The sequence below is a fragment of the Ningiella ruwaisensis genome, from assembly GCF_004798935.1.
Lineage (GTDB): Bacteria > Pseudomonadota > Gammaproteobacteria > Enterobacterales > Alteromonadaceae > Glaciecola > Glaciecola ruwaisensis.
This window is the reverse complement of the sequence record NZ_RAHT01000001.1, coordinates 708086-729136: the sequence shown is the minus strand read 5'-3', so window position 1 is coordinate 729136 and position 21051 is coordinate 708086. Positions and strand designations below refer to the sequence as shown.

General features: G+C 44.3%; 22 protein-coding genes. 20 read left to right on the top strand and 2 right to left on the bottom strand.

What is annotated here, in order from left to right:
- The first annotated feature begins 108 nt into the window (after positions 1–108).
- The 10 genes from D6V41_RS03170 to D6V41_RS03125 all read left to right on the top strand — a co-directional run bounded on the left by D6V41_RS03170 (position 109) and on the right by D6V41_RS03125 (position 8631).
- Complete coding sequence (locus tag D6V41_RS03170) at positions 109–1047, top strand: chemotaxis protein CheV (protein ID WP_136249993.1); 939 nt, start codon at positions 109–111, stop codon at positions 1045–1047.
- Entirely contained in the window at positions 1048–1875 is an 828-nt protein-coding gene (locus D6V41_RS03165; RefSeq protein ID WP_136249992.1) for a CheR family methyltransferase, read from the top strand.
- 112 nt (positions 1876–1987) lie between these two features.
- A complete protein-coding gene (gene flgB / locus D6V41_RS03160) occupies positions 1988–2398 on the top strand; it encodes a flagellar basal body rod protein FlgB (RefSeq protein ID WP_136249991.1) in 411 nt (136 codons plus the stop codon).
- A complete protein-coding gene (flgC, locus tag D6V41_RS03155) occupies positions 2398–2820 on the top strand; it encodes a flagellar basal body rod protein FlgC (RefSeq protein ID WP_136249990.1) in 423 nt (140 codons plus the stop codon). Before flgB ends, flgC begins: the two co-directional genes overlap by 1 nt.
- A 31-nt stretch (positions 2821–2851) precedes the next feature.
- Positions 2852–3544 (top strand): flagellar hook assembly protein FlgD, encoded by a 693-nt coding sequence (locus D6V41_RS03150; protein WP_136249989.1) that lies wholly within the window; start codon positions 2852–2854, stop codon positions 3542–3544.
- Between the two features lie 9 nt (positions 3545–3553).
- Entirely contained in the window at positions 3554–4939 is a 1386-nt protein-coding gene (gene flgE / locus D6V41_RS03145) for a flagellar hook protein FlgE (RefSeq protein ID WP_136249988.1), read from the top strand.
- A 273-nt stretch (positions 4940–5212) separates the two neighbouring features.
- Positions 5213–5956, top strand: coding sequence for a flagellar basal-body rod protein FlgF (gene flgF / locus D6V41_RS03140; RefSeq protein WP_136249987.1), 744 nt, complete (start codon positions 5213–5215; stop codon positions 5954–5956).
- Between the two features lie 29 nt (positions 5957–5985).
- Complete coding sequence (gene flgG, locus D6V41_RS03135) at positions 5986–6774, top strand: flagellar basal-body rod protein FlgG (protein ID WP_136249986.1); 789 nt, start codon at positions 5986–5988, stop codon at positions 6772–6774.
- Between the two features lie 34 nt (positions 6775–6808).
- Positions 6809–7495 carry a flagellar basal body L-ring protein FlgH gene (gene flgH / locus D6V41_RS03130; protein WP_136249985.1) on the top strand — a complete coding sequence of 229 codons (687 nt, stop codon included), beginning with the start codon at positions 6809–6811 and terminating at the stop codon, positions 7493–7495.
- A 23-nt stretch (positions 7496–7518) separates the two neighbouring features.
- Positions 7519–8631, top strand: coding sequence for a flagellar basal body P-ring protein FlgI (locus tag D6V41_RS03125; protein WP_136250089.1), 1113 nt, complete (start codon positions 7519–7521; stop codon positions 8629–8631).
- Here D6V41_RS03125 and D6V41_RS18425 read toward each other — a convergent pair.
- On the bottom strand, positions 8628–8750 hold the full coding sequence (locus D6V41_RS18425) for a hypothetical protein (protein ID WP_277750963.1): 123 nt from the start codon (positions 8748–8750) through the stop codon (positions 8628–8630). The two genes, D6V41_RS03125 and D6V41_RS18425, sit on opposite strands and share 4 nt — an antisense overlap.
- Before the next feature lie 54 nt (positions 8751–8804).
- Between D6V41_RS18425 and flgJ the strand changes: the two genes are divergently transcribed.
- From flgJ to flgL, 3 genes are all read left to right on the top strand, one after another.
- The gene (gene flgJ, locus D6V41_RS03120; protein ID WP_421907452.1) at positions 8805–9803 is read left to right on the top strand and encodes a flagellar assembly peptidoglycan hydrolase FlgJ; all 999 of its coding nucleotides are present in this window, start codon (positions 8805–8807) and stop codon (positions 9801–9803) included.
- On the top strand, positions 9800–11944 hold the full coding sequence (gene flgK / locus D6V41_RS03115; protein WP_136249984.1) for a flagellar hook-associated protein FlgK: 2145 nt from the start codon (positions 9800–9802) through the stop codon (positions 11942–11944). The genes flgJ and flgK overlap by 4 nt, the downstream gene beginning before the upstream one ends.
- 192 nt (positions 11945–12136) lie before the next feature.
- On the top strand, positions 12137–13360 hold the full coding sequence (flgL, locus tag D6V41_RS03110) for a flagellar hook-associated protein FlgL (RefSeq protein ID WP_136249983.1): 1224 nt from the start codon (positions 12137–12139) through the stop codon (positions 13358–13360).
- 14 nt (positions 13361–13374) lie between these two features.
- Here flgL and D6V41_RS03105 read toward each other — a convergent pair whose 3' ends face one another.
- A complete protein-coding gene (locus D6V41_RS03105) occupies positions 13375–13632 on the bottom strand; it encodes a helix-hairpin-helix domain-containing protein (protein ID WP_136249982.1) in 258 nt (85 codons plus the stop codon).
- Between the two features lie 380 nt (positions 13633–14012).
- On the opposite strand from D6V41_RS03105, the gene D6V41_RS03100 reads away from it, so the two are divergent.
- From D6V41_RS03100 to D6V41_RS03070, 7 genes are all read left to right on the top strand, one after another.
- Complete coding sequence (locus tag D6V41_RS03100; protein WP_136249981.1) at positions 14013–14831, top strand: flagellin N-terminal helical domain-containing protein; 819 nt, start codon at positions 14013–14015, stop codon at positions 14829–14831.
- Between the two features lie 854 nt (positions 14832–15685).
- Positions 15686–16516 carry a flagellin N-terminal helical domain-containing protein gene (locus D6V41_RS03095; RefSeq protein WP_136249980.1) on the top strand — a complete coding sequence of 277 codons (831 nt, stop codon included), beginning with the start codon at positions 15686–15688 and terminating at the stop codon, positions 16514–16516.
- A gap of 794 nt (positions 16517–17310) precedes the next feature.
- Entirely contained in the window at positions 17311–18129 is an 819-nt protein-coding gene (locus D6V41_RS03090) for a flagellin N-terminal helical domain-containing protein (protein ID WP_136249979.1), read from the top strand.
- 149 nt (positions 18130–18278) lie between these two features.
- Positions 18279–18785, top strand: a complete 507-nt coding sequence (locus D6V41_RS03085; protein ID WP_241664402.1) for a flagellar protein FlaG — start codon at positions 18279–18281, stop codon at positions 18783–18785.
- 55 nt (positions 18786–18840) lie between these two features.
- A complete protein-coding gene (gene fliD / locus D6V41_RS03080) occupies positions 18841–20292 on the top strand; it encodes a flagellar filament capping protein FliD (RefSeq protein ID WP_136249978.1) in 1452 nt (483 codons plus the stop codon).
- Between the two features lies 1 nt (position 20293).
- Positions 20294–20707, top strand: a complete 414-nt coding sequence (fliS, locus tag D6V41_RS03075) for a flagellar export chaperone FliS (RefSeq protein WP_136249977.1) — start codon at positions 20294–20296, stop codon at positions 20705–20707.
- Complete coding sequence (locus D6V41_RS03070; RefSeq protein WP_136249976.1) at positions 20708–21049, top strand: hypothetical protein; 342 nt, start codon at positions 20708–20710, stop codon at positions 21047–21049.
- Positions 21050–21051: the final 2 nt, after the last annotated feature.

The window sequence follows — 21051 nt, the reverse complement described above, 5'->3', positions numbered from 1 at the left end:
CGACCCAACATTTGTCAAATTTTTGCCAACAGTCGTCATAAATAAGTCGCTTTGCTTCTTATATATCGCATTACGCAACTATCGTGCCGAACCATTTTGGGGGTTTTCATGTCAGGTATTTTAGATTCGGTCAATCAGCGTACGCAGCTCGTTGGTCAAAATAGATTAGAGTTGCTTTTGTTTCGCCTTAATTCTCGGCAGCGCTTTGGCATAAACGTTTTTAAAGTACGCGAGGTACTGCAGTGTCCACCGCTTACATCCATCCCAAAGCTAAATGCTTTAGTAAGAGGGGTGGCACACATTCGTGGTCAAACGATTTCAGTCATTGATTTGTCGATGGCAACGGGCGGCGCTCCAATTGCCGACCTTAAATCTGCATTTATTATCATTGCTGAATATAATCGCTCAGTTCAAGGGTTTTTAGTTGGCTCGGTCGAACGCATCATCAATACTAACTGGGACGCGATTATGCCGCCACCAACCGGTGCCGGTAAAGCCAGCTATTTAACTGCGGTGACTGAAGTCGACAAAGAGTTGATAGAAATTTTAGATGTGGAAAAAATCTTAAATGAAATATCACCATTATCGACTGATGTATCATCTGAATTTGCTTCAAATGTTGATGTGTCAAAAAGTGATGGCAAAATTATATTCATCGCTGACGATTCATCCGTAGCGCGTAATCAGGTGAAGAAGGCCTTGAATACTTTAGGCTTGGAAATCGAAATGGCAAAAAATGGTCTTGAAGCATTAAAGCGTCTCAAGCAAATTGCCGAAGAAACGGGCGATGTAACAGACAGAGTAGGTATTCTGGTATCCGATATTGAAATGCCAGAGATGGATGGCTACACCCTTACCGCTGAAATCAAAAATACGCCAGAGTTATCACGCTTACATGTCATTTTGCACACTTCTTTGTCTGGGGTATTTAATCAGGCCATGGTGTCAAAAGTAGGCGCAGATGACTTTATTGCGAAATTCCATCCTGATGAGCTGGCAACTGCCGTTCAAAAGTGGCTTCAAACCGATTTGAAAGGCAAGGTATAAGTGACAAATACCGTAGATGATGCGCAGTATTTTGCATTTTCTCGCTTTTTAGCACAGCGATTAGGCATTACGCTAGGCAACAATAAACAATATTTAGTCAATAGTCGGCTCTCGCAAACCATGCGAGAGTTTGACATTACTGATATCAATGTTTTTATACAAGCTGCTATGTCAGGACAAAATCCCAGGCTGACCGATAGAGCACTCGAGTCGATGACTACAAACGAGACCTTTTGGTTTCGTGATGAATATCCTTATCAAATACTCAGTTCTACTTTATTACCTAATTTAGCCAAACAGGTCAAAAAGCTGCGTATTTGGAGCAGCGCATGCTCTTATGGACAAGAGCCATACTCCATCGCGATGACGGTTCATGAGTTTTTACGCAAACAATCAGGCGCGTTTGCCGAGGGGGTTGAAATTATCGCTTCAGATATTTCACAGCGCGTATTGAATGTCGCAAAGGAAGGGAAATATGATGAACTTGCCATTTCAAGAGGCCTGCCCATTGAAATGCAAAATCGTTATTTTGAGCCAACGACTTGCAATCGTTTAGCGGTAAATAACAAGCTGAAAAGCCTGGTGACATTTCGCCAGGCAAACCTAATGGATAGCTTTTATTCTTTTGGCAAGTTTGACCTTATCTTTTGCCGAAATGTGCTTATTTATTTTAGTAATGACGATAAGGCAAAGATACTGCAAAAGCTTACCGCTTTATTGCCACCTCATGGCGCCTTAATTTTAGGAGCGGCAGAATCTATCTCAGGTGCTGAAGACGTACTTAAAATGGAAAAATGTACTCGCGGCCTTTATTATTCCAAGCGCTAATAAGCTCTTTTACACTCTCCGTCACACAAATTTAATATCCTTCAAATTTTTTGGCACAAGCCTTGCTCATTCTAAAGCAACACGATCCACATATTGTTTTAAGGTTTAACTGATGGCCATTAATTTAGACCGACTAGCAGGCTTTCATCATAACGCGCTTAAAGTAAGAGCAGATAAGATGGAAGTTATTGCTGGCAACCTGGCAAACGCAAATACCCCAGGCTACAAAGCCCGCGATATTGATTTTCAAAAAGCGATGCAGCAGGCACAAGGTGCCCAATCTGGCAGCTCTGCAATGATACGTACACACGATAAACACATCGCTGGCACCAAGAATGCAAGATTTGAATCTGAGTTTAGAATTCCTAATCAGCCTGATACAGGTGATGGGAACACGGTAGATGTACAAACAGAGCGAAATGCCTTTTTAGAAAACGGTATGCGCTATGAAGCTAGCTTGATGCTACTTAACGGCAAATTCAGCGGTATGAAAAAAGCCCTTAGTAGCGGTGGAGGTCAATAATGAGCTTATTTAATGTAATGAATATTTCAAGCAGTGGTATGGCGGCAGAAAACGTCCGCCTGAACACCACCGCCAGTAACATTGCCAATGCTAATAGCGTGAGCAGCAGTTATGACCAGACCTATCGAGCGCGTCATCCTGTGTTTGCCGCTGCAATGGATCAGGCAAATGCTCAGCAATCCAAAGGCGTCGGAGTCGAGGTAAAGGGCATTGTAGAAAGCCAAAAACCACTTCAGATTGAATATGCTCCTGGCAATCCAATGGCAGATGAGAATGGCTACATCTATAAACCGAATGTCAACATTGTAGAAGAGATGGCAGATATGATGTCGGCCTCAAAAGCCTACGAAACAAATGTCCAGGTAGCAGACACCACTAAGCGAATTTTCCGCAGAGTGTTGCAGCTTGGTCAAGGGCAGTAAGCAGCGAAGCTGCCACTAAGAGGATAGGTAAATGAACGTATTAGAGCAACAAGGCCTGAATCGTGATTTGTACTGGAACACTGAGAAAGAAGTCAAAGTATCAGACGGGACAGAGCAAACGCTGAAGCAAGAAGATTTTTTCGCCTTGTTAACTGAACAATTGGCAAATCAAGATCCAACCAAGCCAGTAGATAATGACCAAATGGTTGCGCAGATGACTTCATTCACAACGGCCGATGGCATATCGCAATTAAATGAGCAATTCTCAAGTTTTGCTGCGTCAATGACATCAAATCAGGCACTGCAAGCCTCCAGCTTAATTGGTCAGCAAGTGCTGGTTACCGGCAATATCGGTTACAAAGAGAGTGCAGATAGCAATATCAGCGGCGTGATCATAAATGAACAAACTTCTCAAAACACTGAAATTAATATTTATAACAGTGCTGGAGAGGTAGTCAGAACCATGCAAGTAGGCACTCAGCCTGCTGGCAATATCGAATTTAACTGGGACGGCACAGACAAAAACGGCAATCCATTGCCGCCAGGTGACTACGCTGTTCAAGTTCAAGGGGAAGTGTTCGGTGAAGTAACTGCGCTTCCAACGGCAATCAACCGACACGTTGACAGCGTGAGTCTAAGTGGCTCAGGTCAGGGTGTGGTACTTAATTTAGACGGTGATGTCAGTATCAAGCTTGATGATGTCATTCAAATCGGTAATTCATAGGAGAAATACATGTCTTTTAATATTGCATTAAGTGGTGTTTCAGCATCGCAGAAAGACTTAGATACAACGGCGAACAATATCGCAAACGTGAATACAGTAGGTTTTAAGGAATCACGTGCAGAATTTGGTGATGTGTATGCGGCTTCTCTTTTGGCATCGGGTAAAACAAAAGTGGGTGATGGTGTACTCACTCAAGAAGTTTCTCAGCAATTTTCTCAGGGCAGTTTAAGTTTTACCAATAATGCTCTGGATTTGGCAATCACAGGTAACGGATTTTTTGCTACCGTTCCTGAAATTACCTCGCGCGATTTTTCATTTACGCGAGCAGGTCAGTTTAAATTAGACAACAACAATTTTGTAGTAAATTCAAATGGCGATAATCTTTTGGGCTTTCCGGTAAACCCTGATGGTACATCAGCGTCGGTCGCACTTTCTACCACTGTGCCTGTGAGAATTCCGGATTCCTCTGGTTCACCGCAAAAGACCTCTGAAGTGGATGTGCGTTTTAACCTACCGGCAGGTGATCAGGTCAAAAATCCGGCTGACTTTGACCCAACCGACCCTCTTACTTACAACGCGGCTACATCGGTTACCGTATACGACTCATTAGGTGATAGCCATGTAATGACTTATTACTTTCTGAAAGACAATGACCCGGCAGCTGTAAACGAGTGGTATGTTGTTGCAGCAGTTGATGACCAGCTTGTGGATATGACAAATTCTGATGGCTCTGATGCCGACCCGGCAACTGCGGTAAATGCATTAGGCCTTAATTCGGGTAATCCTGTGACAGGCGCTAAGCTTAAATTTACAGAGGGCGGGGACTTTCAGGGAATTGAGTCTGCGGATGGTTTGCCTCAGCTTGATAGAAAAATCATGACTGAAGCCTTAGGTGGCACTATTTTATCGAATGGTTCTGACGCAACACAGCAAATTGCTATTGATTTTAATCTGGATCCGATAGGCGCCAACCCTAATGAACCCACTCAATTTGCTTCTGCATTTGAGGTTACTTCGCTTGAGCAGGATGGTTTGCCGGTAGGGCGCTTAACGGGTATTGATATTTCGCCAGACGGTTTGGTAAGGGCGACTTTTTCAAACGGAACGTCTGAGCCTATCGTGCGTGTAGCCTTGGTGCGTTTCGCAAATGAGCAAGGCTTAACCCAGCAAAGCGGTACGCAGTGGAAAGAAAGTATTCTCTCAGGTGAGGCATTAGCAGGCGAGGCGACTACCGGAACCTTTGGTGACATTAATTCGTCAGCGCTAGAGCAAGCTAACGTAAACTTGACGACTGAACTCATTGATATGATTATTGCGCAGCGTAACTTCCAGGCAAACTCTCGTGCGCTTGAAGTAAATAATCAGCTTAACCAGACTATTCTGAATATCCGATAAGCGAGATGACGACTTAGACTAAAGGAAGGACGCCTATAGTCTAATGTCGCTGTTCGCCATCCTTGGCCGCTTGACCAAAGGCATCCTTGCCTTTGGACACATTAGACTATAGGCGTCCTTCCTTTAGTCTAAATCATCGGCTGCCACTATAGGCAAGTACTTCAGAACACATTGATTCGGCCTCTCTATCTTCCTCATTACTTATAAACATTACTTGGCATCCTTATTGCTTTTCCACTGTAAGTGTCAATTTTTGACGAACAGGCAGTATTTATGGATAAGCTACTCTACATCGCTGCAAGCGGCGCAAATCAAAACCTTTTGGCAACAAGCGTACGTGCCAATAATCTGGCTAACGCACAAACCACAGGGTTTAAAGCGCAGCTAGAACAGGCACGCGCTATGCCGGCATACGGCGAAGGTTTGCCGACTCGTGTCTTTAGCATGACGGAAAATCCGAGCAATAAGTATGAAGGAGGTGCCATGATCACCACCGACCGACCGCTTGATGTTGCCGTGCAGGGTGACGGCTGGTTCGCTGTCCAAACACCAGAGGGAGGCGAGGCTTTTACTCGTAATGGCAACTTCACCATGACAGCCGAAGGCGCTTTGCAGGATGCAAAGGGCAACCTAGTGCTTGGCGACAATGGGCCTATATTCTTACCTATTCCAGTAGAAAACATCACCATTGCCGGTGATGGCACTATTTCAACCAAACTGCAGGGTGCACCCGATAACGCGATTGAAGAAGTCGGCAGATTAAAGCTGGTTAAGCCCGAGCTTGATCAAATCAAACGCCGAGAAGATGGCTATTTCGATTTAAAAGACGGTGGTTTTATTGCTGCTGATCCAACAGTGAGTGTGCGCTCCGGCATGTTAGAAGGCTCTAATGTAAATGCCATTGAAGAGATGGTGCAGATGATTAGCCTACAGCGTCACTACGAAATGCAGGTCAAACTGATGAAAAAAGCGGATCAGCTTGATATGCGCGGCAACATGTTACTAAGAATGATTTAACGCGATAGTTATTCGCAGAGGTATTTATTATGCATCCAGCTCTTTGGATTAGTAAAACAGGATTAGACGCGGCGCAAACCGACGTATCGGTAGTGTCAAACAACTTAGCTAACGCATCCACTGTGGGCTTTAAAAAAGATCGCGCGGTATTCGAAGATTTACTGTATCAGAATATCAATCAGCCCGGTGGCAGAAGCTCCGCGGATACCGAGTTACCTTCAGGTCTAATGTTAGGTGCCGGCTCTAAAGTTGTTGCGACGCAAAAAACGCATACGCAAGGTAACTTGCTTACCACTGAAAACGCGCTTGATATGTCGATTCAGGGGCGAGGATTTTTTGAAGTGCAGATGCCAGATGGCAGTCAGGCTTACACTCGAAATGGTCAATTTACGCTAAATGATCAGGGTCAGATGGTCACGCCTGGCGCGGGCTATTTGCTGCAACCGGTAATTACTTTGCCGCCTGATGCACAGCAAGTCACGATATCACAAGATGGTGAAGTGTCGGCTCAGCTTCGAGGGCAAGCTGAGCCGCAAGTTCTGGGACAAATCAATATTGCTGATTTTATTAATCCTGTTGGTTTGCAACCTATGGGTCAAAACCTGTACGTGGAAACGGCTGTTTCCGGGGCACCAGTTCAGGGTGTGCCTGGCCTGGAAGGTTTGGGCACAATTGCACAAGGTACGCTTGAAACATCGAACGTGAACGTAACCGAAGAATTAGTGAATTTGATAGAAAGTCAGCGCCTTTATGAAATGAACTCTAAGGTGATTTCGTCAGTTGACCAAATGCTCGGTCAAGTTATTCAGCAGCTATAAAACCGTTTCTAACGACGCCTTAAAGAGACTCAAAATGAAATTACGAGTAATTTTTATGATTGTCAGCGCGGCTTATCTGGCCGGTTGTCAATCAACAGCATCGGAGCCTGTAGCGGCGAACGACCCCTTTTATGCACCAGCAGTGCCTGTATTAAAGCGTGATCAAATTGCAGAGGATGGAAGTCTTTTTACCGCCTCTTTAGCCAACAGTTTGTATTCAGATGTGAAAGCTCGCCGTGTGGGTGACATCATTACCGTGCGCTTGAGTGAAAATACTAATGCAAGCAAAAGTGCAGGCACCTCTACATCCAAAGAATCAAATGTTGATTTGCAGCCTATTCTTGGTTTAGGTGGCAATGCAATTAACATCGGCAAGGAATCTATCCAGTTGGGTGTGGATTCGGGCAGTGATTTTACAGGTGACGCGCAGGCAAGCCAAAGCAATAGTTTACAAGGGAATATCTCTGTCACGGTGGTCGATGTATTACCCAATCAAAACTTGATCATTCGCGGTGAAAAATGGCTTACGCTAAATAACGGAGACGAGTATATCCGCTTAACCGGCGTAATTCGTCCGGCCGACATATTGCCAAATAACGAAATTCAATCGACTAAAATTGCTAACGCTCGCATTCAATATAGCGGTACGGGCAGTTTTGCGCGTGCCCAGGAAAAAGGCTGGTTAACGCAGTTCTTTTCGTCCACATGGTGGCCCTTATGAATTTAACTATTAATAAAAACGCGATGCTTGTATGGGCCACCTTAATACTGTTTGTGTGTTCATCGATAAGTCCAGCCTTTGCTGCACAGCGCATTAAGGACCTTGCCAGTGTGCAGGGCGTGCGCTCAAACCAGTTGGTGGGCTATGGTTTAGTGGTTGGCTTGCCGGGTACGGGAGAAACCAGTCCCTTTACCGAACAATCTTTCAGAACCATGCTGACGAATTTTGGTATCAGCCTGGATCCCAATATCAAACCTAAAATTAAAAATGTTGCTGCTGTGGCCGTGCACGCAGAATTACCAGCTTTCTCTAAACCCGGCCAAACGATAGATATAACAGTATCTTCCGTGGGTGAGGCCTCAAGTTTGCAAGGCGGAACCCTTTTACAAACCTTTTTACGCGGTCTTGATGGCGAGATTTACGCTGTGGCTCAAGGCTCGCTTGTTGTGTCTGGATTTGGCGTGCAAGGTAATGATGGTTCGCGCATTGTAAGCAATACGCCTACGGTGGGAACCATTGCAAATGGCGCGGTAGTAGAACGCTCCGTTCCAAGCGGCTTAATGCAAAACGATTATTTGACGCTGAATCTGCACAGTCCAGATTTTAGTACCGCTCAGGCAATGGCCGATAAAATCAATCAGCGTCTGGGCGCCGATCCTAAAAACGGCTATGCAATTGCGACACCGATTGACGCAGCATCGGTGCAGGTAATGGCTCCCCGTGATGTTGCCCAGCGTGTTGGCTTTTTGGCCACGATTGAAAACTTTGAGTTTGAACCCGCGGCAGCGCCTGCGCGAATTGTGGTTAACAGCCGCACGGGCACAATTGTAATAGGACAAGATGTGCGTTTAATGCCTGCAGCTATAACTCATGGCGGGCTAACGGTGACAATTTCTGAAGACCCTCAGGTAGTGCAGCCTAACCCCTTTGGTGATGGAGAAACGGTGGTGGTACCGCAGTCGGTGGTGGATGTCGCGCTAGATGATAGCCGCATGTTTAAATTTGACCCGGGTGTGACGCTTGACCAGCTCGTGCGAGCAGTCAATGAAATTGGCGCCGCGCCAGGCGATTTGATGGCCATTCTTGAAGCGCTTCGTCAAGCAGGTGCGCTACAAGGTGAACTGATTGTTATTTAATTAAGCATGGAAAGTCTGGCTTCAAGGGAAGAGTATGCGACTAAACAATGACGCTTTGCGCCATCCATGGCCGCTTGACCAAAGGTATCCTTGCCTTTGGACACATTGTTTAGTCGCATACTCTTCCCTTGGAGTCAGACTTTCCAAACTGCATAAGAAAGAGAGCATGAATTGTGGATTTGACGGGTAATGTAAAAACACAGCTTGAAATGTCACGCAGCGTTCATGATTTGGGCGGGCTTGATAATTTGCGTGCGGCTGCTAAATCTGGCGATCAAGGCGCTTTGGAAGAGGCAGCTAAACAGTTTGAGGCTATCTTTGTTCAAATGATGCTTAAGTCGATGCGTAAAGCGCAGGATGCTATGGCAGATAAAGACAGTCCGTTCAATTCAGAGCAAGTTAAGTTTTACCGTGATATGCACGACCAGCAACTTGCCACCGATCTGTCAACCAATGGCAGCATTGGTCTTGCTGATATTATTGTGCAGCAAATGAGCTTAAACCAAGGCGTCATGCCTGCAAGTGCCGTGAGAAATGACGGAAATCTAAGCATGTTACATAAACAAGCTATGCATCAGGCAAGCTTGAATCGAAACCTAACTAACGAGATAGACGCAAATGCTAGCTTAAAAACACAAGTAGAAGCAGCTCCAGCAACATTTACTACTAAAAAACAAGCAGCCACAAAACAAGCTGCCTTTGATTCCCCAGCATCCTTTATTCAGTCACTCTATCCAAAAGCAAAAGCTGCGGCCGAGCGTTTAGGCATATCTGCTAAGGCGCTTATATCTCAAGCGGCGGTAGAAACAGGCTGGGGGAAATTTATGATCCATCAAGGCGATGGAAACAATGCGCATAATCTATTTGGCATCAAAGCAGACAAGCGCTGGCAAGGCGAAAAAGCGGTGGTCGACACCCTCGAGTTTGAAAACAATATGCCTAAAAAGCAACAGGCTGCTTTTAGAAGTTATAACGATTTTGAAGAAGCGCTTCACGATTATGTTGATTTTGTTAGTTCAAACCCACGCTATAAAAACGCGGTTGAACAGGCTGGCAATCCACAGCGCTACTTTACTGAATTACAACGGGCGGGTTATGCAACCGACCCAAATTACGCCGATAAAATCATGTCGGTTTACAATAGCTCAACCATGAGTGACCTATTACCATGATCCGTAACGCCGATCTTTTTTCTATTGCTAAAACCGGTATTAACGCCAGCAACCGTTTACTTAATACCACCAGTAATAACATCGCTAACGTCAATAGTGAAGGCTATGTGCGAGAGCGCACAACTTTTGGTAACCATTTACATGGTGGGGTTGATTTCGGGTTTACTGACCGAGTGTTTGACGTATTTGCGCAAAACCAGTTACGACGCGATACATCTTTAGTAGGTGAGGCGCAGGCGTTTTACGATAGAGTAGAAGGTTTAGATAATGTGCTCGCGAGCGAAGCAAATAGCATTGCAAGCTCCATGACGCGCTTTTTCTCGGCTATTCAAACAGCCAGTGATGACCCAACCAATATGCCTTCGCGTGATGCCATTATGGGGCAAGCTGAGGGGATGATGAGCCGGATTAATCAGCTGGGAGACTTCGTTAAAGCAAAAGAAGATGAAGTGGAATTACAAATCCAGCAATCGGTAGACCGAGCCAACGGGCTAATTCAGCAAATTGGCGATTTAAACGAAGCGATACAGGTGGCAAACGGTACATCGGTAGTCGATACGCCTACCAAGCTACTCAATCAAAGGGATCAGGCAATTCTTGAGCTGTCAAAACTTGTATCCATCGAAGTGCGCAATTCACCCAATGGTGATGATGGCTTGGTGGTAAACTTGAGCTCGGGCGAATCATTGGTGATGGCCGATGGTTCATTTAATGTATTTGCAGTCAATGGTGAACCTGATTTTACTAACCGTCAGTTAACGCTTAGAACCAGTTTTAATTCGCCCACTAAAAATGAATCCTCGATAAACATTTTTGAAGAAAATCTGGGCGGGGGTTTAGGTGGACTTTTTAAATACAGAGAAAATGTATTAGAGCCTGCTCAACGTGATTTAGGTAAATTAGCCACAACTTTGGCTGACGCGATCAACACGCAAAACCGCCAGGGAATGGATTTAGATCAGCAACTTGGTAGCGATATTTTTAAAATCGCGGATTTTCGAGGCATTAACTACCCCGACAATAGCAATTTAAGCTCGCTGATAAAGGGCCGTATAACACCGGGCGCAAGCGGTGAAATTACAAACAATGACTATAAAATTACGGTGTTAAGTTCGCCCACAGGGTCGCCTCCGCAATTTGACATTGAGGTGACGGCAATGAAAACAAACGGTCGTCCTCAACTTGACCCTAGTGGTAATCCGATCACGCAAACGCTTACCGTGAGCGCCGAGCCTGGCACCTACAATAAGGTGATGGGCGGCATCGAATTGGAATTTGCAAGTGGAGCAGGGTACGCAGCTGGTGATGAGTTTTTGGTTCAGCCCACTCGTATGGCCGCATCTAATTTAACAATGGCCACTACTCGTGGAGAGGATTGGGCCTTTGCCAAACCGCTGAGAGTCGATAGCGGTGCTAATAACCTAGGCGATGCTGTTTTAACAACAACCGCCTCAACTAACACCCGTGTTGGAACGGGACCGGATCAATCTGCATTTGACGGTGCGGGCGGAATTAAAACGCTCGCCGATTCGCCATCGCCTTTCTTTGGTGCACCTGTAAGCATACGTTTTACAGGCGCAGATTCCTACGAAGTTTTGGATAACTCAAGTCCGGCTAATGTGATTACTTCAGTAAGCGGTGTAAGCGATTTAAACAACCTGATTGAGCAAGCTAAAGTAAGCGGCAGCCCGGCATGGCCTGCTGAATTTGCAGCGCTTTCAGACTATCCGGGCTACGATTTTTCTTTGCAGGGCATTCCTAAAGCAGGAGATGAGTTTACGGTTTCTTATAATACAGACGGTATTAACGATAACCGCAATGCGCTGGCCTTTGGCGAACTGCAGCAAAGCGATGTAGTGCGCCAGTCAAACGCGGGCAACAATAATAAGACAACCTTTAATGAGTCTTATGCAGCAATTGTTGGTTTTGTAGGCGCAGCCGCTGCCAGTGCTGATGTGAATCTCGAGGCAGCAAAAGTCATGCAGGTGCAATCGTCTGAGTGGTTTGAATCAACAGCTGGCGTCAGTCTTGATGAAGAGGCGGCGAATTTGATCCAGTTTCAGCAATCTTACGCGGCAGCTGCACAAATACTTACGTCGGCACGAGAAATGTTTGACACGATTTTAGCGGTTACGCGCTGATATTTTTTGCTTGCTTTTAAAAGGAGCTTTACGCCTTAAATTAATGACGCTTTTCGCCATCCATGGCCGCTTGACCAAAGGCTTCCTTGCCTTTGGACACATTAATTTAAGGCGTAAAACTCCTTTCAGAGCAAGCAGAAATCAGCATTATTCACCCCAAAACATTGTGTAATTTTAGAATATGAGAATCAAATGAGAGTCACTACGAATTTAATTTACGACCAAAACTTCAGGGCAATAAATACCAGTCAGGGAGAGCTTTCAGACTTGCAGAGTCAGCTTGCCAGTGGCAAGCGTATTTTGCGACCCTCTGATGATCCGGTCGGGGCGACGCAGGTGATTCGTATGACTGAAGAGTTAGATAAGATAAATCAGTATGAGCGTAATATTGATTTAGCCACAAGTCAGCTTGAGCTTCAGGAAACCTCTATTCGCAGCATTAATGAAGTGGTGAACCGGGCAAGGGTGCTTGCTATTCAATCGGGTAACGGGATTTTTGCGCAAGCCGATCGCGAAGCGATTGCTGCTGAAATTGATCAAATTCGTAATCAGGTGATTGACTTGATGAACACGCAAAACGCGGCGGGTGACTATATTTTTGCCGGTTACCAGTCGCAAAAACAGGCCTTTGAATTCAATCCCGCCGATGCAGCGAACCCAATCAAGTTCGTTGGAGATGATGGAACAAATCGTATAAAGGTATCCGATAGTGTGTCTATTCAAAGTACCGTTTCGGGTAAAACCTTGTTTGAAAATGTCAGTGCGCGATTAAACTATAGTGTTGCGCCCTCAACAAGTGCGAGCATCAACACGTTTGACATTGCTGATCAGGGGGCCTTTGATGATTTTCATAAAGACAATTTTGACCCGGTAAACGCGGCAAACAATGAATATCGCTTTACCATTACAGCGGCAAATCAGGTGACAGTGAGCAATGTTGCCTCTGGGGCTGTGCTAGATACAATTAGCTTTAATGATTCACAGCCCTTTACGTTTCAGGGGATTGAATTGAATATAAGCGGCACCGTTGGAAACACCGTTGATATTAGTTTAAACCGACCTGAAAAGACAAACCTTGCTGAAACCTTGCACAGAATGTCGCTCGCTTTGAAAGACGATAGTCTGTCAGAGGGAGAATTCTCGAAGATAATCTCAGATACCTTGGTAGGAATCGATAATGGCTTGAACCAGATGTCGCGAGAGAATTCTGCCATTGGTGCTAGATTAAATATTGCTGAATCCATAAGAAGTTCACTGCTTGATGCAGAAGTGACCCATGAACAAGCCCGCTCTGCCATTCAAGATGTGGATTATGCTAAGGCATCGTCAGATTTTGCTCGCCAGGAAACGGCTCTAGAGGCCGCATTTGCCAGCTTCCCGCGTATCGCAAATTTGTCGTTGTTTAATTATATTTAATATATAGCAGCAATTTAGATATTTTCCATACGCTTTTGCTGGCTGCAAAAGCGTGCTTTATCTATTGCAGCCTGCACAGCCTCCAGCGCTTTGGTGTTTTTCCAGCATCGTGAGTGCAGCATTGATGCAACCAAATCAGCAACTTCTGCTGCTTCAAAACGAGCAAGCTTATCTAGAGAATCAATACCTACCTCTTCAAACCGTTTGATAACCGTCTCGCCTACTCCTTTAACGGATAGTAATGCTGATTTTTCTTTCTCAGAAAAAGGCATACAAGACAACCTAGCCTTGAAAAATTTAATTCAAACATTAATGCAATATGCCGCTAATCTCAATCTTGAAAGTCACTTTAAAAAATTTATTTAAAATTATTTTAAAAGCTTAAAAAGTGGTTTTTTCCCGACCAAATCCTTGTTTTACCTATTGCTCAGCTCAGTTCATTTTTTAAAAGCGGCAATTTTTTGCCGCTTTTTGTGATTTTTTTCAAATTTAGATTAAAGGGAATTTTTGTATTGTCGATAAAGTTTTCGAGAGAGCCAGTACATATGCTTTTCAAAACGACTTGAAAAGTGATGTTCTACAATTTGTAAATAAATCACCGGAGTTCGTCCGGCTGCCAGCAAGCGCTGGACTGAGAGTGTAGGAGAGACTTATGTCTATGTTCGTAAATACTAACGTTTCAAGCTTAAACGCACAACGTCAGTTATTCAATTCAAGTAATTCATTAAACACGTCTTTTGAGCGTTTATCTTCTGGTATGAGAATTAACCGTGCGTCTGACGATGCTGCCGGTCTTCAAATTACAGATCGTATGACTACTCAAATCAATGGCTTAAACCAGGCAGTAAACAACGCAAACGACGCTATTTCTCTAGCGCAAACTGCGGAAGGTGCACTTGGTGAAACCACTAACGCATTACAGCGTATTCGCCAGCTTGCTGTTCAATCACAAAACGGGATTAACTCAGCTGACGATCGTTTGGCACTTCAAAAAGAAGTTTCAGCGCTTAGAACTGAAATTACCCGTATCGCTGATACTACGCAATTCAATAAAACTAACATTCTTGACGGTACTTTGGACGCAAGTTTCTTGGTGGGTGCGAATGCAGGTCAAACAATTTCAGTCACTATCGGTGATGATTTTGACGCAGCTGGTCTTGGTATTGATGCTTTGTCTGTTTCTAGCCAAGCAGGCGCTTCAGCGGCACTGGCCACACTAGATACAGCAATTTCAGCGGTAGGTGCCCAGCGTGCAGACCTTGGTGCTTTAACTAACCGCTTCCAGTCAACTATTCGTAACTTGTCTAACATCTCTGAGAATGTGTCTGGTGCACGTTCACAAATTTTAGACACTGATTTTGCGAAAGAAACAGCTAACCTGACGCAACAGCAGATTCTTCAACAAGCTAGCACAACTATCTTGTCTCAGGCGAATCAGCGTCCACAGGCAGCACTACAGTTACTGGGTTAATATTTTACCCAGTAACATGACCCTTCTGTTTGGGGAATGAAGCCAGGAGGTAGTAACTTGTTTTCACAAGCCAAACAGTCTTAAGAGCACGCTCACTCTTTAATCGAGCGACTGGCCAGGCAATGCCTGGCCGCTTATTTCCTTTCTTTTTTCATCTTTTTTAGATTTTTTCTAAAGGTTTTTACGCGCGCTGACGATAACTAGTTTAAGCAGGGCGAAACAAAGCAACAACTTAATAAGACTCTGCATTTAGCACATGTTTGTGTTGAAAGTCATTTTGATTGATTGAAAAGAGAGTCTCACACTCCAGAGAACATCAAAATGGCGATTGGTTAGTAACCAGTCTAAAGCGTTAGGAGCGGTAAGCGACATGTCAAATGACGCTGCCACATGAGTGTCATCAAAATTTAAGAATGCACTTACACAAAAGCGTTAAACAAGTGAAACTACTATGCTTAGTTATGAGCACGACAGGGGCTTTATTTGAGCTTAGCTTCCTTTCACATAAGACATTACGCAAGCATTTTGCTTAACCAACTTCACACAAAAGAATAGATGACCGGTAGGTATATGAAAAGACGCATATCTCGCTGGACTGCCGACTGACAGGAATGATGCCAGGAGGTAGTGAGAGGTATGAGGTCTGGAACACCATACCTGCCGTCAGCAAAGAGCGAAACGCTCTATTACAGCTTATATGCTTTATCGATTGTAGTGAACATTCGATAAATCAAAGCAAGCATTATTAACGACTTGCTTCGCATATAAATAAGCACGTAACGTGCCAAAAAATATAAGTTACTCACAAAAATAATAATTACGAGTAGCCTTTTAAAAATCGTTAGGAGACTATTATGTCATTGTTTGTAAATACTAATATTTCGTCATTAAATGCCAGACGCTATTTAAATGATACAACCACTAATCTAAATACAGCATTTGAACGCTTATCATCAGGTTTGCGAATCAATAGCGCAAAAGATGATGCTGCGGGCCTTCAAATATCTGATCGCATGACATCGCAAATTCAAGGTTTGGATCAGGCAGTGCGTAATGCCAACGACGGCATCTCGCTTGCGCAAACCATTGAAGGCGCCATGCAAGAAATTACCAATGCCCTTCAACGCGTGAGAACTCTGGCAATTCAGTCTCAAAACGGTATAAATTCAGCCGAAGACAGACTGGCACTTCAAAAAGAAGTATCGGCGCTGAAGGTAGAAATTAGTCGAATCGCCGCAACCACTCAGTTCGCCGGGGTAGATGTATTAAAAGGGGATTTTTCATCCAAGTTCCTGGTAGGGGCTAATGCTGGCCAAACCATCAGTGTAAACGTAGAACGAGCTGGCGGCTATGGTACGAGCGGATTATTTCCAGGCTTTGACTTAACGGTTGCGACACCCGGGGAAGCCTCAGCTTCTTTAGTAAGAATAGACCAAGCCATTGAAGCAATTAACGGTAAACGGGCAGATCTTGGTGCTATTCAAAACAGATTCCAGTCGACGATCCGTAATTTATCGAACATTTCTGAAAACGTATCAGCGGCAAGATCTCGTATTAAAGATACCGACTTTGCCACCGAAACGGCAAATTTAACCCGCTTGCAGATTATTCAACAGGCAAGTACGACGATTTTGTCTCAGGCAAATCAGCGTCCGCAGGCTGCTTTGTCACTCTTGCAGGGATAACGGTACAAGGCTAATTGAAAAAACATATCTCAAACAATGACAATAAATTGGCGTTTCATCAATGATGAGCGTTAAGCAACTGACGAGTTAGTAGTGTAAAGGTTTGAAGGCTTGAGAGGCCCTCTCGATGCCATGGACGGCAGCTTTTATTCTTCGCTTGTTCAATACAATGCATGCCTAATAAAGGCTTGCGAATGCAGTTCAAACTAATAGCAATAACGATAGAGGTAAAACGTCGACTAACAAGACTGAGAGTGTAGAAGTTAGGTTGAGAGGCCAGTACTTACGTTCTACAATCCTGCCAGTCGACTAAAAGAGTTTGCTCCAACTCCTAACGTGAGCAACTTGGCCGAGCCGCCCCATGGCTCGGCCTTTTTTGTACTTGTCGTACTAAAGCAAATGCGCCTGAAAACAGCTGATAGTGTCCTATCACGTCCCTATTTTTATTCGACTAACTATTCAAATAATTATTCGATACTGCTTTTACGCCTTCCATAGCGCTGTTTAAACACGTCTTTCAACATTACTGAATTTAAAAGCAGAATGCGTGCCAATATTCTTGAGAGATCGTGATCAAAATTTTTTTAAAAAAGTGCTAAAGATTTTTAAGAGGCGGTCGATACCCTTAGTTGAGAGGTAATGCATTTCAAATTTACGCTTATAAAAACAAGCAATGATTGCATTATTAAAAGAGGTCGTTGATGCCGGAGTAGTGACCCGACATTAACAAATAAAAAAGTAGCCAGTGGACTGCCATGTTTAACGTTCACGCAACGCTGGCTTTTGGAGGTAGTATGTCATTATTCGTCAATACGAACATTGGAGCAATGAACGCGCAGCGCCAATTGTTTAGTTCTTCTAACGCACTTAATACGTCTTTTGAGCGATTGTCTTCAGGGCAACGCATAAACCGTGCATCTGATGATGCAGCGGGTTTACAAATTTCCGATCGTATGACTGCGCAAATTAACGGTTTAAATCAGGCCGTACGCAATGCAAACGATGGCATTTCTATCACGCAAACCGCTGAAGGTGCCCTCGGTGAAACTACAAATGCGCTTCAGCGTATTCGCCAACTTGCGGTACAGTCGCAGAATGGCATTAACTCAGCAGAGGATCGCCTGGCACTTCAAAAAGAAGTATCAGCACTTAAAACCGAAATTACACGCATCGCTGATTCAACTGAATTTAACGGAACTAGTTTGCTGGACGGAACCTTAGATGCCAGCTTTTTAGTGGGTGCAAACAGTGGTCAAAATATTGATGTTGCTATCGGTACAGACTTTGATGCAGCCGGCTTAAGCATCGATAGTCTGACGGTAGCTAGCGCCGGAAGCGCAGGTTCAGCCTTAAGTTTAATCGACAATGCGCTTTCTACGGTGGGTGCACAACGAGCTGATTTAGGGGCTTTAGCCAACCGCTTCCAGTCAACCATTCGTAACTTGAGCAACGTAGCTGAAAACGTAAGTGCTGCGCGCAGTCAAATTATGGATACGGACTTTGCAAAAGAAACGGCAAACCTGACTCAAAACCAGATCCTACAGCAGGCATCCATTTCGGTTTTAACTCAGGCGCGTCAAACGCCTCAGGCTGCATTAGCCTTGCTTGGATAAGTTCAAACTGGGTGAGCTGTTGATGAATCAATAGCCCTTTGATTGCAAACGCAGGAATGGATGCAATCGCCCGTTAAAAGTTGCGTTGAACGGGCGGTTCACCAGCAAAATCGGTGCAACCGCTCTTCCTTTTTAAATAGGAGTAGATTATGGACAATATAAATTCACAAATTGGTCAAAATATTGCAAGGGACGCTGCTAGTGTCTTGACAGAAAAATCATTCACTAGCAATAACTTGATTGGTACAGCTTCAGGAGCGAGCCAATTCGCAAAAAGTGATAATCCTGTTGTGATGCAGCAGGTGAGAAATCTGGATAAAACAGCATCATCAAATGCGGAAAACACACGCACTGATGAGCAAAAAAAGCTAAAGAATACGGGACTTACCGCCGATACTAACAAAGGAGAGGAAAGTCTTAATTTCGCGGCTACTTTAGATAGCATCAACAGTTTTATGCAAAGTGCTTCTACTGCTTTGTCATTTAGTGTTGATGATGCAACTGATCGACAGGTAGTGACTGTTAAAGATCGGCAAAGCGGCGAAGTGATCCGGCAAATACCTTCCGAAGAGGTGTTAAATTTTGCCGAACGTATCAAAGAACTAGAGTCTGAGGTTAGCAAACCAATAGGAGTGTTAATCGACAGGCAGGCTTAAATACACGGTTATGCCAGGCTTGTGGCATAACTACGGTATAGACATGAGGTAAATTATGAGCATTCAATCCCTTGGTGTAGGTTCAGGATTAGATCTTGAGTCTTTGGTACGCCAGCTTTTGGCAGCGGAACGCTCCCCAAAGCAAGCGCGATTTAATGCTCGAGAGGAAGCACTTGATGAAGAAATCTCAGCAATTGGAAAAGTTAAATCAAAACTTTCCGAGTTTGAAGATATCATTAAAGAGCTCCAGCTTTCGGATAATCTAAGCGGTCGAGAGCCGACCATAGAAAATCCCTCTGAAAGCAATGAACCTTTCAGCGCCACGCCAAGCAATTCGTCTTTGCCTGGGACCTACGATATCGCTGTTGAGCAACTTGCACGCGGCAGTCGTATTGAAACAGCCAGCGCAATAGACGGCGGATTTACTTCTTCCGATGATGTGGTGCTAAGCGCTGGCACTGCCGATTTAACCTTCAAGATTGGCAATACGGGAGATGAATTTACTATCACCGTAGCGGCTGGAACGACGCTTGCCGAATTAAGAGAGCAAATCAACAGCGACGAAAACAATTTTGGCATATCGGCTAACATTATCAATACCGGTACTGCCGACGGCGGCGCTCGCTTAGTATTTACCTCTGATATTACCGGAGAAGGTAATGATTTAAGCATTGTTAACACCAACAATGCAGCCGAACTTAATCGTGTAGCAACAACAGATTCATCAGAGACGGCAAGCTATTTAAGTGCAGTAGAAAATGCACAAAATGCGATCGCTTATGTTGACGGTATTCAAGTGCAAAGCGACACGAATAAATTTGAGAATACCATTCAAAGCGTCCGTTTTGATGTGAAAAGCATTTCTGATAAAGATTCCAATGGTGACCCTATTGCTTCGCAACTTACCATCGGTTTTGATCAGGAAGGACTGCGCGAAACCATTGATTCCTTTGTTGAAAAGTTCAACAGTCTTGTTGACGAACTCGATGAGCTAACAAAATACGGGTTGACGGAAGATGCCGAAGATGGCGCATTAGCCGGTGACTCCATGGTAAGAGGTATTCGTTCAGGACTTGCCAGCATTCTTGGTTCAAGCGTAAGTGGGTCTGAAATTGGCGGATTGTTTGCGCTTGGAATTGAATTGACCGCTGACGGTAAGCTTGAGATAGGCAGCAATGATTTTGGTTTAGGTTCAGGCAGTGAGCGATTGACCAACGCACTCAATGACAACTTTGATGATGTATCAAAATTATTTAGTGGCGAAACAGGCATCGCGTCGCGCATCCTCGCCTTTACCGAAGAGTATACCCAGGGTTCTGGTTTGCTTTCTTCCAGAGAAGATACGATCAAAGATCAACAAAGTGTCCTTGAGACCGATCGAGAACGTTTTGAACAGCGCATGGAAACCTATGAAGCCACACTTAGAGCGCGATATCTGAATTTAGATTCAACAGTGGCCAGTCTTCAACAAACGGGCAATGCACTCTTTGCATCCTTAGGATTCTAATATGTCTTTAAAAGCGATTAACGCATATCAAAAGGGAACGCTTAAGCAAGATATTGCCAATGCTGACCCTCACAAAATTACGCTGATGCTTATGCAAGGCGCGCTCGACAGGCTTGCTTACGCTAAAGGCTGTATTGAGCGCAATGATTTAAAAGGGCGTTCTGACTACCTTTCGAAAGTCATCGCAATATTCGTACATTTGCGTGATACCCTGGATTTAGAAGTGGGCGGAGAGTTTTCGTCTAACCTGTATTCGCTTTACAATTATTTTTTACAGCTGTTATCGGGGATAGAGAAAGATAATGGTAAAGCAGTGATAGATGAAGTAATCGAGTTATTCTCTCCCATTAGAGATGCGTGGCTTCAAATTCCGGAAACCGCGAAACAAGAGGCATATGCACAAGCCAACGCCTAATTGAAAATATCACACTTGAACTCACTCACGCATTCACAAACGCCTGAAGAACTTCAGGCCATCAACATTCAAATCGAAGCTTGCCTCTCTTCAGTCATTGAAGAACAGAGCAAGACCTTTGATCATGCACACTTTAAAGTGTTGGTCGACCAGCGTGCAAAACTGGTCGATAAATTGCTTAAGGTTTTAAGGCCCGCCAAATTACAAGCTTTTGCTGAAGAAGAAGTGAAGGTCAATCAGTATTTAACTGACCTGACCATTGAACTTCGTAAAGAAGCAAAACTTGCATTGACGGGCTTGAAAAAATCTTCTCAGGCAATTAAACAATACCGACAAGTGTGACA

What these genes read in the sequence shown, in the direction of transcription:
- D6V41_RS03105 (WP_136249982.1), bottom strand. Translation starts at nt 13,632, where the DNA reads ATGCCTTTTTCTGAGAAAGAAAAATCAGCATTACTATCCGTTAAAGGA.
- flgB (WP_136249991.1), top strand. Translation starts at nt 1,988, where the DNA reads ATGGCCATTAATTTAGACCGACTAGCAGGCTTTCATCATAACGCGCTT.
- fliS (WP_136249977.1), top strand. Translation starts at nt 20,294, where the DNA reads ATGTCTTTAAAAGCGATTAACGCATATCAAAAGGGAACGCTTAAGCAA.
- D6V41_RS03095 (WP_136249980.1), top strand. Translation starts at nt 15,686, where the DNA reads ATGTCATTGTTTGTAAATACTAATATTTCGTCATTAAATGCCAGACGC.
- flgK (WP_136249984.1), top strand. Translation starts at nt 9,800, where the DNA reads ATGATCCGTAACGCCGATCTTTTTTCTATTGCTAAAACCGGTATTAAC.
- D6V41_RS03090 (WP_136249979.1), top strand. Translation starts at nt 17,311, where the DNA reads ATGTCATTATTCGTCAATACGAACATTGGAGCAATGAACGCGCAGCGC.
- flgF (WP_136249987.1), top strand. Translation starts at nt 5,213, where the DNA reads ATGGATAAGCTACTCTACATCGCTGCAAGCGGCGCAAATCAAAACCTT.
- flgH (WP_136249985.1), top strand. Translation starts at nt 6,809, where the DNA reads ATGAAATTACGAGTAATTTTTATGATTGTCAGCGCGGCTTATCTGGCC.
- flgG (WP_136249986.1), top strand. Translation starts at nt 5,986, where the DNA reads ATGCATCCAGCTCTTTGGATTAGTAAAACAGGATTAGACGCGGCGCAA.
- D6V41_RS03100 (WP_136249981.1), top strand. Translation starts at nt 14,013, where the DNA reads ATGTCTATGTTCGTAAATACTAACGTTTCAAGCTTAAACGCACAACGT.
- flgL (WP_136249983.1), top strand. Translation starts at nt 12,137, where the DNA reads ATGAGAGTCACTACGAATTTAATTTACGACCAAAACTTCAGGGCAATA.
- D6V41_RS03170 (WP_136249993.1), top strand. Translation starts at nt 109, where the DNA reads ATGTCAGGTATTTTAGATTCGGTCAATCAGCGTACGCAGCTCGTTGGT.
- fliD (WP_136249978.1), top strand. Translation starts at nt 18,841, where the DNA reads ATGAGCATTCAATCCCTTGGTGTAGGTTCAGGATTAGATCTTGAGTCT.
- D6V41_RS03125 (WP_136250089.1), top strand. Translation starts at nt 7,519, where the DNA reads ATGCTTGTATGGGCCACCTTAATACTGTTTGTGTGTTCATCGATAAGT.
- D6V41_RS03150 (WP_136249989.1), top strand. Translation starts at nt 2,852, where the DNA reads ATGAACGTATTAGAGCAACAAGGCCTGAATCGTGATTTGTACTGGAAC.
- D6V41_RS18425 (WP_277750963.1), bottom strand. Translation starts at nt 8,750, where the DNA reads ATGCGACTAAACAATGTGTCCAAAGGCAAGGATACCTTTGGTCAAGCG.
- flgE (WP_136249988.1), top strand. Translation starts at nt 3,554, where the DNA reads ATGTCTTTTAATATTGCATTAAGTGGTGTTTCAGCATCGCAGAAAGAC.
- flgC (WP_136249990.1), top strand. Translation starts at nt 2,398, where the DNA reads ATGAGCTTATTTAATGTAATGAATATTTCAAGCAGTGGTATGGCGGCA.
- D6V41_RS03085 (WP_241664402.1), top strand. Translation starts at nt 18,279, where the DNA reads ATGGACAATATAAATTCACAAATTGGTCAAAATATTGCAAGGGACGCT.